This is a genomic window from Streptomyces sp. NPDC007346 (genome assembly GCF_040703535.1).
In the GTDB taxonomy this organism is placed as follows: domain Bacteria; phylum Actinomycetota; class Actinomycetes; order Streptomycetales; family Streptomycetaceae; genus Streptomyces.
Window position 1 is genome coordinate 1 of record NZ_JBEYKR010000153.1, and the last position, 16,379, is coordinate 16,379.

Consider the following 16,379-nt stretch of genomic DNA (forward strand, 5'->3'; position numbering starts at 1 on the left):
CGCGTGCCATGGCAGCGGTCTGCTGGGCGCACCGAAGATCAGCGATACCGCCGCCTGGAAAGAGCGCGCCGACCATCAGGGCGGCCTGGACGGCACCGGCACGCAGCTGCGCTGGAGCGCGCCGAAGCTGATCGCGGCGGCCAATGAGCAGGTACCGAACGCGAACGTCCGTGCCCTGCACGTCCTGGCGCCCGCACCCATGAAGGCCCGCTCCGCACCGGCCGGCTGCCGCACCGGCCCCGCAGCCGGCTGCCCCGGCTGGAGCGGTGGAGCGCCGGACGCCGCCGGAGGGCTACCGCCGCGCGATCGAGGCGCACCGCTAGGCCGCAGTGCCGTCCCGGACATCGCGCAGGCGGTGGAGCGGCAGAACCAGGCGATGCGCGAGCTCAGCCGTCGCGCGTTCCCCGAGCCGCCTATGGTGCCCGATGATGCGCCGGCCCCGATCGACCAGGCCCGCATCCAGCGGCGCCGCCAGGCCGCGGCGACCGAGGCCGGCGCGCTGCGCCGGGCCCGAGACGAGAAGGGCGGCCGGGACGTGGCCGTGCCTCAGCGCCTGGACCAGGCGGCCTGATGTCCCCCTGCGAGCCTCACATGCCGTTCTTGCGGTGCGCTGGTCACCGCCGACGGGTCAAGGCCGGACGCGTATCAGCTCGGGGACACGGCTGGTCTGCCCGAGCCAGGTCGCAACGTCCTTGTCGATGTACTCGACCAGGCGCAGGACCTCGGCGTGGGCATCGGGCAGGGGAAGCCGGCGGGCACGGCGGCCTCCGTCGTTCTGGCCCCGGAGGGGGACGCCCTGGATCAGCGGTTCGTGGTGGGCGGCGCGGTTGCGCAGAGAGCGGACATGGCTGGCAGTGGTGAACACCGTGGCCCGTTTGCCGCCGCTGTGCGGGAAGGCCTTGTGGAGGGCCTTGCGCCACAAGGTGGAGTCGTAGTCGACGTTCTTGCGGTATGGGCCGTCGCCGCGGGTGCCGCCCTTGTCGAGCATGTTCACCCAGCAGCCGAAGGTCGACTCCGCCACGATCTTCCCGGCCGGGACCGCCTGGAGGGTTTTCTGCGCCGGCTTCCCGGTCGTCCGGTCGGTGGGCATGGAGATGTTGCGCCACGTGGTCTTGAAGCCGTTTATGGTGCGGTCGTCGAACAGTTCGGTGCGCGCGTACCAGGTGGCCCCGTACGCGGTAGCGAGCTGTTCCGCTATGGCGTTGCGCAGGATGACCTCGGCAAGGGCGATCACCTCACCGAAGGCGGCCGACAGGCGCACGTTCCACAAATAGAGCTCCATCGCTGCCTCCGGCGAGCCAGCGGCAGCGAGGAAGGGAGCCAGACGAGGTCCGGAGATCAGCGGCTGTAACAGCGTGAGCTGCGCCGCGTTCGGTTGTATCTGCACGCTACTACATGTAGCATTTTCCGCAGATTCCCCGGTACAGCCTCTGGCTTACGCTATGCGACCGGGGTCAGACTTTGAAGGCCCCCACCACCTGGTGGGGGCCTTCGCCATTGTTCGGCTCTGTCAGCGAAAGCGGGGCGCCGCGCGGGGCGGGTTCACACGTTTCGGTGACCGCCGGCGAAAGCCCCCTGGGCCGGGGCGGGAGCCGCACACCATCGGGTCGTGACCACATCCTCCCGTTTCCCGCACCCCGCCCCGGCCGCTTCGCGTCGGCCTCTGGGGGGTGTGCAGGGGCCAACCCGGTGTTCTCGTGCCTTCGTCAGTTGGTGTGGGGGTCGGCCAGGGACATGGCACCGCGGGCGGTGTCACACGGCCAGGCGGCGCCGTCGCATCCGGCGCACGTCGGTGTGTTCTGGTCGCTGGGAGAGTGTTCCTCGAGATCGCGGGCTGCGATGCTGCGGAACGATCGTTCGGCGCCGGACATACCTTTGTAGGTCTCGCCGCTGAGGCGTACGGCCCGCTCGTAGGCGAGGAACTGCTGGTGCATGTTGTGAGTCATCAGGAGTTTCCTTGAGGTGGGTGCTAGTGTCCTGAGTCGTTAATTCGTGTGCAGTATGCGGCGAGGGTGTCGAGGATGTCGTCGGCGGGTTTCGTCCAGACGAACGGCTTGGGGTTCTTGTTCCACTCATTGATCCAGCTGCGGATGTCCCGTTCGAGTTCAACGACGCTGCGGTGGGTGGAGCGGCGGAGTTTGCGGGAGGTCAGCTCGGCGAACCAGCGCTCGACGAGGTTGAGCCAGGACGCCGAGTTGGGGGTGAAGTGCAGGTGGAAGCGAGGGTGTCGCAGCAGCCACTTCTTGACCGGCTCGGTCTTGTGCGTGGCGTAGTTGTCCAGGACCAGGTGGAGATCGAGGTGCTTGGGAACGGCGGCGTCGATGACCTTCAGGAAGCGGAGGAACTCCTGATGGCGGTGGCGGCGGTAGTGCTGGGCGATGACCGAGCCGGAGGCGATGTCCAGGGCGGCGAACAGGCTGGTGGTGCCGTGCCGGACGTAGTCGTGGGTCATCTTCGCCGGCGTGGTCGGCGCCATCGGCAGCACCGGCTGGGTCCGGTCCAGGGCTTGTATCTGCGACTTCTCGTCCACCGCCAGGACCAGGGCGTTCTCCGGCGGTGACAGGTAAATACCCACCACGTCACGGACCTTGGTCACGAACTGCGGGTCGGTCGACAGCTTCCAGGTCTCCACGATGTGCGGTTTGAGGCCGAACGCCCGCCAGATCCGCGAGACCGCCGACTGCGACATCCCTGCCGCCCCGGCCATCGAACGCGTCGACCAGTGCGAGTCACCCGTCGGCGGAGTCTGGCCGAGTGTCCTGGCGACCAGGGCCTCGACTTGCTCGTCCGTGATCCTGCGCGGGGCTCCCGAACGAGGCCGGTCCACCAGGCCCTCCAGGCGGTCCGTGACGAACCGGGACCGCCACTTGCGCACCGTCTCCCGCGAGACACCCAGGTCATCCGCGACCTGCGCGTTCGGCAGGCCCTCCGCGCACGCCAGCACGATCCGCGACCGCAACACCAGTGCCTGAGAGGCGGTCTGCTTACGCGACCAGCCCCGCAACACCCTGCGTTCGTGATCGGACAACTCCAGCGGCAACGGCGTCGGACCAGGCACCGCCCCACCCTACAACCGCAAGCGAATTAACGACTCAGGACACTAGGTGCGGGGTAGGTCTTCCGGCAGCACGTAGTCGCCGAGAGCGTGTGCCATCCAGAGGCCGGCTTCGGGGCGGTACTGGAGCGTCAGCACGTAGACGTTCACCACGCCGACGCTCTTGACCTGCAGGCAGGTTTCTCCGTCGCCGATCGACGGGAGGAACTTTGCGTAACGTACGTCCGGCTCGCCGGTGCTGGGCCTGGCCGCGTGCGTGGTCAGGCCACAGTTCCCCAGTAGTTGGCCGGCCTCGTCGAAGTCCCAGTCTTTCCACGACTCCGGGGTGCACAGCTGCCGAAGGGCTGACAGATCAGGCCCATCCGCGGCCAGGACGGCGGCTGCGAAAGCCACTGCCGTGGACAGCGGATTCGCCGGGTCAGCGAGATCTCCCGCAGCAGCCACAGCCGCTTCATCGGAGACCGGCTCGAAGAGGTCATCTTCATAGGAACTCATACGCCCAGAAGAGCATGGAGGTCTGACAGTCTCAGACGGCGAGACTTGGACCGTGCGGTGTCCGGACATGGCTACCGTGCGATCTGTTTCAGCCCAGTGCGGCGAGTCCGGTCCGGCCGCCGGAGGGATCCTGTGGGACTGGACGAAGCTCGGACGCTCGATCAGGGGCGGCGGGCGAGGACGTCGTCGATGCGTGATGCGCTGTGGACCCAGGTCGCGGCGGCCGGTGCTATGAAGCCGAGCACGGTCTGGATGTCGTCCCGGCGGGCGTCGAGGGGCAGGTGCCAGATCCCCTCGTGGTGAGCGATGCGGTTGCGGAACTTGTGCAGCCGCTTGACCGGGTCCTCCACCGTGGTCAGGGCACGGCTGGGCGCGCAGGAGAAGGAGCCCGCGAGGTCGGGCCACAGGCTGGTCTTGCACTGGCGGGCCAGCAGGAAGCGCCAGAAGCCGAAGCTCAGCTCCGCGATGACCTTCCCGCGCGGCATGGTCGCACCGCCACCCCGCCCTGCGGGCCTTCCCACTGAGAGGGACCTGTCTGTCGACGTACCACTCGGTGGTGCGGCCCCGGCGCTGCTGGCGGGCAACGATCCGTGCGTCCAGCGCGTTGCGCAGCATGATCTCCAGGTGCCCGAGGGGTTCGAAGAACGCCGCGGCGAGGTCGCTGTTCCAGCGGTACAGCGCGAGCGCGGCGCCAGACCTCACCGCGGTGGGCATGCGCTCGGACCCCTCTGTCCAACGCGCAACCTTTGAGCCATTGCGTCACAGAGGCCACCTGGCCGGCAGCCCCTCACGGCAGCAGCCCCGGCGGCCGTGAGGGGCTGCCGGGGCTGCTGCGAACCCGGTCGTACTCCGTCCCAGGACCAAGCCTGTAAGACACCGGGCCTGTCCCACACACTCCATGTCGGGGCGGTCTACAAGCGAGCCCAATCGCCGTCGGTTTTCCAGCGGAGGCGGCTGAGATGGGTGCCTGTCTCCCTATGCGGCGATCCCCGGCAGGGACGGCGGAATCATCGCTTCAGCTTTTCTGCACATCCGGTGGCACCGGTTCTGGTGGCCTCGCGGTGCCACGGAGGAGCAACCGGCAGGTGATCTGGGTCTCACATCACCCGAAGAGGAAATTCTCGAAACCGCCCATTCCGCCTTCAGGCGCATCTTCCGTGCCAAATATCACCAATCTGCGGATGGGGCAATATAGTGCCGCAAAGCGCAGGAACCAATACCCTTCAGTGAACCTTGGGTACAAGCCACGACGCTTTTGCAGGCCGGAGGGGTAGGGGTGACGGGCAGTGCCCGCGCCGAGAGGCGCCGGAATGAACGGCTCTTCGTGACCACACCTGTGATCCCTCAGTGACTGCGAGGATTACGACGGCATTTCGCACGCATGCGGAATGCCAGAGGGGCAGCTCCCGTCTGCAATTTGATCACTGTCGGTGACAATAACTTTGACTGAATCCGATTCGGCTCGAAAAGTTGTTTTCCCGCCACCCTCCTCCAGGATTCGACAGGGCTCACCAGTGGACCATTGGCCCATCGATGCTGCATATGCCGCACGCCCGTCCCAACCGTCGCCCATTTTCTGACTGGCACAGAATCGGCCAGAAGACCACCGCCGGGAAAAACTCCGTTGACCAGGAGCAGGCCAAGAGCATGTAATCGCTACCGACGGATGACGGCATCAGGAATGCGAACGGTGACGACGGAGATATCTCCGAAAACCGCGCGCCCCTAATGACGTCCCAAGGTTCAAGCGAGAGGTTTTCATGCGTAAGATCGCACTTTCCCTCGGGCTGGCCGCTGCCAGCGCCACGAGCATCATCGCCATGGCGCCGGCAGCAGGCGCCTCCGAGCCGGTCGCCCAGGCCGCCTGCTTCACCCTGTGGGACACCCACGGCTTCAACGGCGGCTCCCGCGCCTTCTCCGCCAACGACGCCGACTTCCGGAACAACAACTGGTCGAACGGACTGGCCAGCAACAACGCGGCCAACGCCGCGAAGAACCGGTGCAGCTTCCGGGTCCACATGTACGACGGGCTGAACTACGCCGGCCAGGCCTACTCGATCCAGGGCAACAGCGAGGACAGCGACTTCGGGAACAACGCGTTCTCGAACAAGGCCAGCTCGCTCAACGGCTTCTAGGACACTGTCGTGTGGGGGCGTGCCGGGCAACGGCGCGCCCCCACAGGGCATCAACGAAAGATGTGACATGTTTCGCCGCTACGTACCGCTCGTTGTGATCGCAGCGTTAGCAGCGGGCTGCACCAAAAGCCCTCCGGAGGGGAAATCACCGGAAATCCCTGATCCCACACAGCAGGTTCTTAATTTAAGTTTTCCGTTGGATAGGTACGAGTTATCCAACAGTGAAATGCACCTCATTTATGAAGCCAGTGACCTTCTGGTTCGGAAATGCATGAAGGAGAAGGGTGCCGAATGGAAAAGGATCGACATCCCTGCAAGTGTGGCTAATTGGCGCAACCGACTCCACTTCGGAGTCATAGAGATCAAGGTCGCGCGCGCGTTCGGGTACAGGGTGCCGTCCGAACTCACGGCGCCATCCGAAGTGCGCGAGGTGGTTGACCGTATGAAACGGCGGTTCGCAGCTCTTGATACAGCGAGGGCTCGTCAGGCCGAGAAGTGCCAGGATGCCGCAGGCGGTGAACTTACCCGTGAAGCCAAGGCGTCCTTCGCCACGCTCAACAAGCTAAAGGAGGAAACGTATGCCGAAGCGCAACGTGCTCCTGAGGTCATCCAGGCTGAGAGGGCGTGGAGTGCCTGCATGCGCAAAAGCGGGCTCGAGTACGCGACTCCGCATCAAGCCAGCACGACCCCCAAGTGGGGTGACCGGTCAGTGGGGAAGGCATCCCCTGACGAGGTCACCGCTGCTGTAGCAGACGTGAAGTGCAAGCACAGGGTGAAGCTCGTGGCCGTACGGTTCGCAGCAGAACAAAAGCTTGAACGACGGGCAATAAAGGACAATTCAGAATATCTTCGTACTGTAGCAGCGGCGAACGCCCGGTACCTGGCCAACGCAAGGGCAGTTTTAAGCCAGGGATAGGGTAAAACACTGCACGCAATTTGCGTTACTGTCTGACCAATATCGTTCGGCCCCGGAGAACAACATCACCACTGAAGAGGAAACGCCGCAGCGGCAATTAACCCTTCCTGCGGATCGAAAGGTCGCCGGCATCCTCATCCTGCCGACCCTGCTGTCCGTACTCTTGGGCGCCTGGGGGATACGCAGGCAAGAAGCGGTCTGGCACGACGAGGCAGTAACACTCGATCTGGCCTCGCGAAGTCTGCCCGACCTATGGCAGACCCTCGGCAACATCGACGCCGTGCACGGGCTGTACTACCTGCTGATGCACGGGCTGTTCGGCCTCTTCGGCACCGATCTCCTGGTCCTTAGAATGCCCTCCGTCCTGGCCACCGGCGCCGCAGCAGCAGGAGTGGCCGCCCTTGGAGCACGGCTGTCCGGCCCCCGTACCGGACTTCTGGCAGGCTTCGCCTTCGCCATACTCCCGGACATCCAGAAGTACTCCCAGGAAGGTCGCTCCTACGCCCTCGTCTGCGCCCTCGTCGTATGGGCCACCTACGTTTTGCTCCTCGCTATCCAGCGCCACGGGGAAACGGGAGCACCTGATCACAGTGCTTCCTTAAGAATGTGGGCCGGGTACGGCGCCCTGATGCTGACAGCCTGCGTACTCCACGAGTTCGCTGCACTGGCACTGGTGGCCCACGCCTTCGTCGTGCCGCCCGCGGCACGGCGCCTCTGGCTCTGCACCGCACTCGGCGTCACAGCAGCTTTGGCCCCACTGGCGCTCCTGGGCATGAAGCAATCAGGACAGGTCGCCTGGATCGACGACGTCAGCACAAGCGAATACAAGAGCTTTGCCATCCTGGTCGCCATGGTGCTCGTCATGTCGGCACTTACGCCTCCAGCACACGCTGACCATGATCTCCCCGCCATGCGTGTCAGCTTACGAACGGTTGCCCTGCCGCTCGCCCTCCTGCCCACCGCACTACTCATGCTGCTGTCGCTCTACAAACCTCTCTACCTCGAAAGGTACGTCCTCTACGGCCTGGTCGGCCTCGCCCTCCTGCTCGGAGCCGTCCTGGACAGAGCACTCCGGCAAGGCCGGCTCCTGCGCCTCACCGCCATGGCCGCCGCCGTGCTAGCAACTGCCCTCCTGGCCCCGGAATCCATCAAGCTCCGCACATCGGAAAGCCGCTCGGACAATGTCACCGCACTGGCAGCAGTACTGCGCGAACAGGCCGCGCCAGGCGACGGCGTGCTTTATCTGTCGGTGAAGCGCCGCGCCTGGACCCTCGCCTACCCGCCGAAAGAAGCACAGCTGTCCGACCTCGCCCAAGCACTCACACCGGCTGCCTCACACAGCCTCTACGGCACCGAACTCCCCGCCCGACAAGTCCGCGCACACATGCTCGCCAGTCCGCGGATCCTGGTTGTCACCGAACCTCCAGGTAGCCCAGCAGCGAGCACAGGAACGGACACGATCAAGGAGAAGACGCTCGCGGCACACTTCGACAAGTGCCGCACCATACGAGTCAAGGGCGCCCAGATCATGATCTACGAGGCTGCCCGCAACTGCTGACCACCACCGGAATGAGGTCGTGGTCATCCAGCGTCAGCCCGCCGCAGTCGCAGCCCCCCATCCGCTTGGCCAGGGCGATGGCTTCACTTGAGCGCGGACGGCCGTTGTCGCCGCGGTGCCCCACGCTTCCGAGCCCGAGCGGCGGGCGACCACTGACCGGCAGCTGCACGAGACCGTGAGGGCCGGGGCGTGGGTGAAGGCGTCCGAGTGGGAGCAGTACCGCGCCCGCCAGGCCGAAGCGAAGGCGGCCCGCGCCGAAACAGCAGCCGCCGGGCAGTCGGCCGACGACGTCCCGGCCGCCCCGTCGCGCTGCCCGCGCCGTGCTGCCCGCGCCGCGCCCGGCCGCCGCCGCTCCGGTCCTGGAGCCGGAAACCGCCGACGTCGCCCACGACCAGGAGCTCGTCATCGAGGACCTGGCCCCCGACGAGGTGCGCGACTGGCGGGTGCGGGCGATGAAGGACCACAGCGTCGTCTTCGACCACATCGACCGCTACGGCGAGCCGTCGGCCCGTCGCCTGTTCAGTAACCAGCGGGTCGACCAGGCGCAGCACCACGATCGGCTCGGGCACCTGAACCTCGGCTACTCCACCTGGGGGCAGTCGTGAGCGGTGGCGAGGTGTCCGGTGTCGACCTGGCGCGTCAGGCCCTGCTCGCGGCCCGGGCGGCGGCAAGGAAGAACGGCACCACCAGCAAGAAGCCGAAGCGGCGCACCGGCACCGTCGTACGGCGCGAGGGCCGTGAGCCGCTTGGGCTGGGCAGCGCGATCGGCATGATGATGACCGAGCGAGGTATGGCCACCCCGGCCGCCGGCGGCAACGTCCTCGCCGACTTCGACACCATCCTCGCGGCGGTCGTGCCCGAGCTCGCTGGGCGCGTGACGGCCGTGGGCTTCGACGCGGAGACCGGCCGCCTGGACGTCGCCCCCGACCTTCCGGCAGCCGGGACGCAGCTGCGCTGGAGCGCGCCGAAGCTGGTCGCGGCGGCCAACGAGAAGGTTCCCGGCGCGAACGTCCGCGCCCTGCACGTCCTGGCACCCGCACCTGCAAAGGCCGGCCTCGCCACAGCGGCCTCACCCGCCGCACCGATGCAGCGCGTGGATCCGCCGGAGGGCTACCGCGAGGCCATCGCCGCCCACCGCGCCACCTGGAGCACCACCCGACAGCACATCAACCCCGACATCCAGGCAGCCGCCGAGCGGCAGCTTCGCGAACGGCTCCGGGAACCCGAGGAGCAGTTCGCCGACGGCCGCCAGGCTCTCGCTGAACTCCGGGCCAAAGCGACCGCCCAGCAGCGGGTCCGACCGAGAGACGCTTCCCGCGCACGGGCCCTGCTACGCCGCCGGGCTGACCAGCATCACCCCGGCGGGGGCCGCACCGCAGCGGCTGGAGCGTACGGCCTGATTGACGGGATCTCGCACACCCAACAGTTTTCAAACGGAGGTTCGAATGATGGAGTTACGGGATGCCCCCGAGGGCGATCGGATACCGGCGTATCCATCCCGGTACTCCGGCAGGAACGGCATCGTTAGGCAGCACACCGAGGTCGCCCGTCATCGGGCGCCACGGAGACCGGAGCGGGAGGGGCGCGGTGAGCGACCGCAGTTCGATCGAGTGGACCGAAGCAACATGGAACCCGACAACCGGATGCGACCGGGTGTCCGCAGGGTGCGACAACTGCTACGCCCTCACCCTGTCGAAACGGCTGAAGGCGATGGGGTCGCCGAAATACCAGAACGACGGTGACCCCCGTACGTCAGGCCCGGGATTCGGTCTGACGGTGCATCCGCAGGCACTGACCGTACCGTTGAAGTGGCGCACCCCGCGTACGGTCTTCGTCAACTCCATGAGCGATCTCTTCCACGCCCGGGTCCCGCTGGACTACGTACGTCAGGTCTTCGAGGTGATGGCCTCCACTCCGCAGCACACCTACCAGGTGCTGACCAAGCGGGCCCGGAGGTTGAGGCAGGTCGCCGACCGCCTTCAGTGGCCGGAGAACCTGTGGATGGGCGTATCGGTGGAGAGCGTGAAGGAGCTCCCGCGGGTGGAGGACTTGCGACAGGTCCCGGCCGCGGTGAAGTTCCTGTCGTGCGAGCCGCTGATCGGGCCACTTCGCGGACTGGAGGTGTCCGGGATCGACTGGGTGATCGTTGGCGGCGAGTCCGGTACCGGCGCCCGCCCCATGGACCTGGCGTGGGCCGGCGACATCGTCGAGACCTGCCAGGCGTCCGGGACCGCGGTCTTCGTCAAGCAGCTGGGCTCGTGCTGGAACAAGGCTCACCACAAGGACATCGACCAGTTTCCCTCCGGCCTGCGGGTGCGGGAGTACCCCCGGGCGGAGCCCCGAGTCCTCGCTTGACCTTGAGGACCCACGGCAGCGCGGCGGCCCGCCCCTTGTTCTCCAGGGGTCGGGACCGCCGTGCTGCCGTGGGTCAGGAGTTCACGGGAGCCGGCAGGCCCACCACGCTCTTGGTGGTCAGCTTCCCGGCTGACTGGACGACCAGGGAGCCGTCCTGACGCATCACCCGTGCTGCCTTGAGCGCGTGGGTGGACATCCAGCGGCTGGTCTCGGTCAATAGCCACCGGCCCACCGCCTCCACCGTGACGTCGCCGCGAGCCAGGCGCTGGGTGACGAGCTCCACGAGCTCAGGGTCGAGAGTCTCCTCCATCTGGAAGAGGTCGATCTGCCCGGCGACAGCCCCGCCGCGGTTGCGCGGGTCACGGAAGCTCTCCCCGTCGCGGTCATCGACCTTCCACATCGCGTCCTTCATCGCGCGCAGGCCGGCCTCGTTTCCGGTGCCGAAGACCAAGTAGAGCGGCTGGCCGGTGCGCGGTACCAGCTTGAACTGGAGCTGGTAGCCGAACCCGGCCCGTTTCAGGGCGTCACGGTAGGTTCCCAGCCACGCTCGCCACCGTTCGTCGGACCGGGCCTCGTCGGCGGCTGGCGTCCAGAAGCCGCGGCCGCCGAAGACCGTGTCGAGGAGGTCCGCGTTCAGCTCTTCGCGTCGGCTGAACCAGTTCGGCCCGAACGTCGTGATCACTTCACTGGACCGGTTGCGGGCGATCCTGGCCATCACCTCCAGCGGCACGTTCACACTGCCCCAGCTGTCGAAGATCCCCAGGATCGGATTGCCCCACGCACCGAGCTCGGTCAGGATCGGCAAGCTGTCCTTCCCCGCCTCACCCCGCCGGACCTCCACCCGTACCGGTAGATCCTCCAGCCGTCCGAATACGGCGACCAGCTCCGACACCAGGTGTGCGTAGCGCGCTGGGTCACGCTCGATGAACACCAGGTGCACCCGGCTGCGACTCAGGTTCATCCGCTCGACCGCGTGATGGTTCAGAAGCCGGTCCAGGATGAACACCGGCGAGCCCGGCTCCTTGCCCTCGTACCGGCCGGGCCCCGCGAATGCGTCGAGCAGCGTCACTCGTGGAAAGGCGTACCCCGTGCGCTGATTGGTCTGCAGCAGGATCGGCCACCATGCGTCCAGGTACCGCTGATACAGCCTGTGCTTGGCCGCGGTCGCTGGCTCCAGCTTCCACAACACCCCCATGGCGCCCTCCCCGTTCCCGAACCATCAATGGCGTGATTGTGCGATAACGCGCTGTGATGCGAAAGGGGGCGGGGGCGGTACGGAGGGTTCGAAGCATCAGCTGATGACCGCCAGGCCCTCGAGGAGCTCTGTGCCCGAGCTGATGCCAAGCAGCGGGTCACGTCTAGCGACGTATCTCAGGCTCGGGCACTGCAACGCCTTGCTGCCGAGCGGGCCGGGCTGACCGCCATCACCTCCGCGGCCGTCGCGGGGCGGCTGGACTGTATGGCGTGATCGCGGGGATGCTTGTACGTCGCGCCGTCGTCCGCCTCTGGTTGGCAACACTCATGCAAAAGACCTGGCCCCCGGCGTCAGAGCTGCTGGGGACCAGGCGCTTCGGACCCTCGCGCTACCTTCTCCGCCCGCGCGAGGACCGGTAGCTCTCCACCAAGGCCTCCACGCCGGTCAGGCCGGCGTCCAGGCCGAGCTGGCGGACCCAGTCATCCACCTGTTCTTGGCGGTCGGCGATGTCGCGCAGGTCCAGGGCAGGGTTGGCACGGAAGACGCCGCCGGCCGACGCACCGGCGTCCGGGATCTCCCGCAGGGTATCGGTGCGAAGGAGTTCCTTGACCTGACAGCTCGCGGCGAGGTGGAGCTCGCGCGGCTGCGCCACCAGGGCGGGATCGATGTCGGTGATGCGGGCGATCTCCGCGACGACCTCGGGGTCGACGGTGGTCTTGAGTATCCCTTCCAGCAGATCCAGAAGATCCGGTACCGGGTAGCGGTACTCCTCCCCGGGCACCCCCACCTTGTCACCGAGAGTTTCGGCGTACCGCCGGAGCCGGGAGGTGACGTCGATGGTGACCGTCGCCGCCGTGGAAGTGCCGTAGACCTCGGGCAGGGCCACGGTGACGGCGGCCTCCACAGGGTGCTTGACCGGGCTCTCGCTCAGAGCCCGATACACCAGCCGGGCGGTTCGCGACCTGTTGTACCCGTGCTGCTGGAAGCCTGTGGACGAGGAGAACGACTTGTGCCCGAGGTCCTCCAGGGCGGCTGGGAAGGCCGAACGGTTCAGCGCCTGGGTGAGAGCGGCGACAGCCCTCTCCGACAAGGGGCGCCAGGCGCCGGCCTCCCCCATCGGGAGGTTAAAGCCGGTGCGGAGGATGAAGTCTGCGGCGGAGTTGCCCTCCTGGCCTCTGTCCAGGTTCGGGGACATGACGCTCTGCCCCATGGGCAGCACCCCTGCGGACGGCTCTTCCCGGGCAAGCTTCAGAAGCCGGTCGCGGTCGGCGACGGAATTCTGCCCACTCAGCCGAATCGGCGCCTGCAGGTCTATCAGCAGCGGACGGGGCGCGACGTTGGCGTCAACCCGGATCACCACCACGCTGCGCCCGCTTCCGTCGTCGAACGGGACGGGAATGAAGGCCGGTTCCCAGGGCGGGTCGAACTTCTCACGGCACGCGCTGGCGATCTTGTCGATCTCCTCCTGGGCGTCGACGCCGACGACGCGTTCGACGCCCGGCTCCACCTTGTCGTGGACGCCCACCAGGATCACGCCGCCGTAGGTGTTGGCCATCGCCGCGATGGTCCTCACCACGCTCTTGGAATATTCGCGCTTGAACTCCAACGTCAAGCTCTCCACCTGGTCCGGACGCGCGGCGAGGGCACGGATGCGTTCGATCGTCAGGTCCGCCGCCGACGCGGCGAACAAAGAGTTGTTCATCCCTCCATATTCCACCAACGGCCCTATACGCACGCCGAATTACCATGTCCGATCAGACACGACAGTCCGGCCCCCTGATCGGTCACGATGATGCGCAGGATGTAACTGAGGCGTTCGCCTCGCAGGCGCAGGCGCAGACGTCCGTCCCGGGTGAGTCGCTGCCCGAGCTGGGCGGTGTAGGGCCTGAGCGGGCAGGACGTGGCGGACATGCGGTTCACGGAGGGGCGAGTTCATGGCCGGTGACACCATGTTGGGCATGGGCACTTACGACGACCTCGACCCCTGAGCTGTCCGGCGTCGACCCGGCCCAGGTCGCACTGCACCGGGCGCGCGCGAGGCCGCCAAAGTCCGCGGCGAGGGCGGCACCCGCGGGTGCTCGGGACCTTCCGTGACGGGTGGCCGGTGATCCGGCGAGGCCTACCGAACGCCGAGCTACGCGAGTGCGTCGCGGCTGGCTTCTGTGGCCACCACGAGATCACCCCGCTCGCCGTTCGCCGGCTGCACCACCCGGATCAAGCCCACCTCGTGCAGCCGGATATAGGCGCGGTAGAGATTCATCTGCAGTTCCACCCACGCTTCGCGGCGGGGATCATCCTCAGCCGCTGACGTGGGGAAGTTCGGCGGGTAGATGCTGTGGAAGTAGTCGGAGGGCTCGACAGGGTTGCCAGCCGCAGAGATCCGGCGCAGCAGCTCGCGCTCGTCATCGTTGAGGGTCATACGACGACACTAGCTCCGTCAGCTCCGAGACCCTGTCGGGTGAAACGCTCCCTTGAGGGGCTGTGGCAGCGATACGCCGTGATGGTCATCGATGGGGCATCATCACGCGGTTGAGCGCCCGGGGCCAGGCTGGAGGGAACGGTGGCCACGAGGCCGCTTTCCGTAGCGGGCGCCCCTTACCGCCGTACGGTGTTTCCGAACTGCCGGGCTGCCCGGACTGCCGACTGGTCGTCAGAGGGCTTTCCGCGTAGCCGGATCGGGCGATGTAACTCGTTCGTGGCAGGAGTACCCCCGCCCCTCCTGTGACGGTCCTCACGTCCCTTGCACCACTTCACCGCGCTCATGCCACGCACGCCCATCCATCACCGCAGGTCAAGGGGTGATTACGAAAGGTCGCAGAGCTACGCTCCGAGGTTAGTTGATCTCTGTACGTCATATTCGTTCGGGTGCGCATGCGCGTTCGGCAGATTCGGCCGGTTGAGTGGTTCCCGACGGCACCCGTTACCAGGGGCCAACTCAGCCTCAACGAAGAGGATCCATGACCGACGACGTACGCGAGGAGTCCGGCCCCACCCCGGTGGCCGAGGTCCCGCCCCCGCTCCCGATTCCCCTGGAGCTCGAGGCCTACTACCTCTCCAACCAGGACGCGTTCCACGAGTTCGCCCTGGCCATCCTCAAGACGAACGATCTCGCCGAAGAGGCCGTCCACCGGGCCTTCGTCGAGATCAAGCTGCAGTGGGACAGCCTGCTCACCGAGCCGGACCTGCCCGAGCAGGCCTGGAACATCATGCGCCGCACCGTTCTCGACGAGGTCCTCGGGACGTTCCGCGAGAGCCTGCCGTTCATGGACAGCGACATCGGCCTCTACCCGGCGATGTGCAAGCTCTCCCCGCGCCAGTTCGACGTGGTGGTACTCAAGGCCATCGGCAAGTACGACACCAAGCACATCGCCTGGTACATGGGCCTCACCCCCAGCACGGTCACCCACCACTGGCGCAAGGCCCAGGAACGCCTGGCCCCCATCCACCGCCGCGCCACACGCCCGATCCACCGGAGGGACGCCACGTGAGCACCACACCCTGGGAACAGCTCCTCGCGGACGCCGGCCGACGCGAGCCCCGCCGGCCCTTCGACGTCGGCGCCGGGCTCCGGCGCCTGGCCCACGACGACGGCCGCGCCCCGGCTGCCGCACGGACCTTCACTGGCCCCAACGCCCGCCGCCGTCTGGCCGCCTGGGCTCAGTGCGTCGTCAACCACCCCGGCGCGGCCGCCCACGTGGAGCGGCTGACCGCGCTGCTCGGACGGAGCGACGAGAAGGAGGGCGTCACCGAGTTCGACGGCTGGACCGGCGGCGTCGACATCGACGGCGTGCAGGCCTTCGCCTGCACCCTCTATCTCGCCCATCACCCCGAAAGCGCCCGGTTCTGGTGGAGGTTCGCCGCCGGCGCCGGACACAATGGTGCCGCGTACTGCCTCTACCTGGACCACCTCAGCCTCGGCGAAGAGCGCGAAGCCCGGTTCTGGAAGAAGCAGGTCACCGCCACCCTGGTCCGCTCCAGCCCGAGCCACACCGATCCGGACCCGGAGGAGATCGTGGACGCCCTGGACACCTGGACCTCGTACTCCGTCCGCAACCCCACCAGCCGGTCTGTCACCACGACCGGGCGCCTGGAGGCCGACGCCGAGCGCGTGGTCGACCGGTTCACCGACGGTCTCGTCTGCCGCCCCGACGCCCGGATCGCCGACCACATCCACACGCTGGCCAGCCGCCCCTGAGACCGGAGACCAGCGGGGCCGAAGGTTCCTACGCCGCCCAGCCCCGCCGGACTCCAACAGCACTCCAAAAGAACGGAGCACCACCGTGCAGACTAACCGCCGCCCCGAACCCCCGGATGAATCCCAGCAGAAGAGGCCCGTACGCGACTGGCTGGCCCGCCGGCGCCGCGCCCTGCTCTCCAGCGCGATGCGCGGCGCCGCCTACGCCACCGGGGCCGGCCTCGTCGGACTTCTCTTCTGGGCGATCCAGCAGGGTCTGCAGGGATAGGGCGTCCGGTTCAGCCGTGTCCGATCGAGTCTCCGCACCGTGGTCCGGGGCTGTTCGCGTTGGTTCGCCGGGCGTACGCTCCGGCCCATGACACCTATCGCACCGTTCCCCGCACATCGTCAGGAGCCGGACCCCGGCTGGGGCTTCGCCCCTGCATTCTGAACGCCCGGAGGCCCGCACCCCAAACTGATCGGGGGGGGGCCCCGG

At 67.2% G+C, this 16,379-nt stretch carries 17 protein-coding genes and 1 pseudogene; 10 read left to right on the forward strand and 8 right to left on the reverse strand.

The window, feature by feature from the left end; genetic code table 11:
* Positions 1–571 (forward strand): annotated as a pseudogene (locus AB0917_RS28750) (hypothetical protein); the annotation flags it as partial.
* Between the two features lie 57 nt (positions 572–628).
* Here the strand turns inward: AB0917_RS28750 and AB0917_RS28755 are convergent.
* The 5 genes from AB0917_RS28755 to AB0917_RS28775 all read right to left on the reverse strand — a co-directional run bounded on the left by AB0917_RS28755 (position 629) and on the right by AB0917_RS28775 (position 4,035).
* Entirely contained in the window at positions 629–1,282 is a 654-nt protein-coding gene (locus AB0917_RS28755; RefSeq protein WP_366822602.1) for an Abi family protein, read from the reverse strand.
* Positions 1,283–1,706: 424 nt separating this feature from the next.
* Complete coding sequence (locus AB0917_RS28760) at positions 1,707–1,946, reverse strand: hypothetical protein (protein WP_366822603.1); 240 nt, start codon at positions 1,944–1,946, stop codon at positions 1,707–1,709.
* A 23-nt stretch (positions 1,947–1,969) separates the two neighbouring features.
* A complete protein-coding gene (locus AB0917_RS28765; RefSeq protein ID WP_366822604.1) occupies positions 1,970–3,058 on the reverse strand; it encodes an IS630 family transposase in 1,089 nt (362 codons plus the stop codon).
* A gap of 42 nt (positions 3,059–3,100) precedes the next feature.
* Entirely contained in the window at positions 3,101–3,550 is a 450-nt protein-coding gene (locus AB0917_RS28770; protein WP_366822605.1) for a hypothetical protein, read from the reverse strand.
* Between the two features lie 161 nt (positions 3,551–3,711).
* Positions 3,712–4,035 carry a hypothetical protein gene (locus tag AB0917_RS28775; protein WP_366822606.1) on the reverse strand — a complete coding sequence of 108 codons (324 nt, stop codon included), beginning with the start codon at positions 4,033–4,035 and terminating at the stop codon, positions 3,712–3,714.
* A 1,275-nt stretch (positions 4,036–5,310) separates the two neighbouring features.
* Between AB0917_RS28775 and AB0917_RS28780 the strand changes: the two genes are divergently transcribed.
* The 6 genes from AB0917_RS28780 (at position 5,311) to AB0917_RS28805 (ending at position 10,514) form a co-directional block, all read left to right on the forward strand.
* Positions 5,311–5,685, forward strand: a complete 375-nt coding sequence (locus tag AB0917_RS28780; RefSeq protein WP_366822607.1) for a hypothetical protein — start codon at positions 5,311–5,313, stop codon at positions 5,683–5,685.
* A gap of 196 nt (positions 5,686–5,881) precedes the next feature.
* Entirely contained in the window at positions 5,882–6,601 is a 720-nt protein-coding gene (locus tag AB0917_RS28785; protein ID WP_366822608.1) for a hypothetical protein, read from the forward strand.
* A gap of 163 nt (positions 6,602–6,764) precedes the next feature.
* Entirely contained in the window at positions 6,765–8,159 is a 1,395-nt protein-coding gene (locus AB0917_RS28790; protein WP_366822609.1) for a glycosyltransferase family 39 protein, read from the forward strand.
* A 320-nt stretch (positions 8,160–8,479) separates the two neighbouring features.
* Positions 8,480–8,764, forward strand: coding sequence for a hypothetical protein (locus AB0917_RS28795; protein ID WP_366822610.1), 285 nt, complete (start codon positions 8,480–8,482; stop codon positions 8,762–8,764).
* Entirely contained in the window at positions 8,761–9,687 is a 927-nt protein-coding gene (locus AB0917_RS28800; RefSeq protein ID WP_366822611.1) for a DUF721 domain-containing protein, read from the forward strand. Before AB0917_RS28795 ends, AB0917_RS28800 begins: the two co-directional genes overlap by 4 nt.
* Before the next feature lie 59 nt (positions 9,688–9,746).
* On the forward strand, positions 9,747–10,514 hold the full coding sequence (locus tag AB0917_RS28805) for a phage Gp37/Gp68 family protein (RefSeq protein WP_366822612.1): 768 nt from the start codon (positions 9,747–9,749) through the stop codon (positions 10,512–10,514).
* 73 nt (positions 10,515–10,587) lie between these two features.
* Here the strand turns inward: AB0917_RS28805 and AB0917_RS28810 are convergent, their stop codons facing one another.
* The 3 genes from AB0917_RS28810 to AB0917_RS28820 all read right to left on the reverse strand — a co-directional run bounded on the left by AB0917_RS28810 (position 10,588) and on the right by AB0917_RS28820 (position 14,128).
* Positions 10,588–11,709 carry a three-Cys-motif partner protein TcmP gene (locus AB0917_RS28810; RefSeq protein WP_366822613.1) on the reverse strand — a complete coding sequence of 374 codons (1,122 nt, stop codon included), beginning with the start codon at positions 11,707–11,709 and terminating at the stop codon, positions 10,588–10,590.
* Positions 11,710–12,097: 388 nt separating this feature from the next.
* The gene (locus AB0917_RS28815; RefSeq protein WP_366822614.1) at positions 12,098–13,426 is read right to left on the reverse strand and encodes an ATP-binding protein; all 1,329 of its coding nucleotides are present in this window, start codon (positions 13,424–13,426) and stop codon (positions 12,098–12,100) included.
* A 417-nt stretch (positions 13,427–13,843) separates the two neighbouring features.
* A complete protein-coding gene (locus AB0917_RS28820) occupies positions 13,844–14,128 on the reverse strand; it encodes a hypothetical protein (RefSeq protein WP_366822615.1) in 285 nt (94 codons plus the stop codon).
* 538 nt (positions 14,129–14,666) lie between these two features.
* Between AB0917_RS28820 and AB0917_RS28825 the strand changes: the two genes are divergently transcribed.
* The 3 genes from AB0917_RS28825 (at position 14,667) to AB0917_RS28835 (ending at position 16,172) form a co-directional block, all read left to right on the forward strand.
* Positions 14,667–15,197 (forward strand): RNA polymerase sigma factor, encoded by a 531-nt coding sequence (locus tag AB0917_RS28825; RefSeq protein ID WP_189846542.1) that lies wholly within the window; start codon positions 14,667–14,669, stop codon positions 15,195–15,197.
* Positions 15,194–15,904, forward strand: coding sequence for a hypothetical protein (locus AB0917_RS28830; RefSeq protein WP_366822616.1), 711 nt, complete (start codon positions 15,194–15,196; stop codon positions 15,902–15,904). The genes AB0917_RS28825 and AB0917_RS28830 overlap by 4 nt, the downstream gene beginning before the upstream one ends.
* Before the next feature lie 85 nt (positions 15,905–15,989).
* Entirely contained in the window at positions 15,990–16,172 is a 183-nt protein-coding gene (locus tag AB0917_RS28835; protein ID WP_366822617.1) for a hypothetical protein, read from the forward strand.
* The last annotated feature ends 207 nt before the right edge of the window (positions 16,173–16,379 follow it).

Excerpts from the sequence above, each read along its gene's own strand:
- AB0917_RS28755 (WP_366822602.1), bottom strand. The coding sequence starts at position 1,282 with ATGGAGCTCTATTTGTGGAACGTGCGCCTGTCGGCCGCCTTCGGTGAG.
- AB0917_RS28760 (WP_366822603.1), bottom strand. The coding sequence starts at position 1,946 with ATGACTCACAACATGCACCAGCAGTTCCTCGCCTACGAGCGGGCCGTA.
- AB0917_RS28770 (WP_366822605.1), bottom strand. The coding sequence starts at position 3,550 with ATGAGTTCCTATGAAGATGACCTCTTCGAGCCGGTCTCCGATGAAGCG.
- AB0917_RS28775 (WP_366822606.1), bottom strand. The coding sequence starts at position 4,035 with ATGCCGCGCGGGAAGGTCATCGCGGAGCTGAGCTTCGGCTTCTGGCGC.
- AB0917_RS28780 (WP_366822607.1), top strand. The coding sequence starts at position 5,311 with ATGCGTAAGATCGCACTTTCCCTCGGGCTGGCCGCTGCCAGCGCCACG.
- AB0917_RS28810 (WP_366822613.1), bottom strand. The coding sequence starts at position 11,709 with ATGGGGGTGTTGTGGAAGCTGGAGCCAGCGACCGCGGCCAAGCACAGG.
- AB0917_RS28820 (WP_366822615.1), bottom strand. The coding sequence starts at position 14,128 with ATGACCCTCAACGATGACGAGCGCGAGCTGCTGCGCCGGATCTCTGCG.
- AB0917_RS28825 (WP_189846542.1), top strand. The coding sequence starts at position 14,667 with ATGACCGACGACGTACGCGAGGAGTCCGGCCCCACCCCGGTGGCCGAG.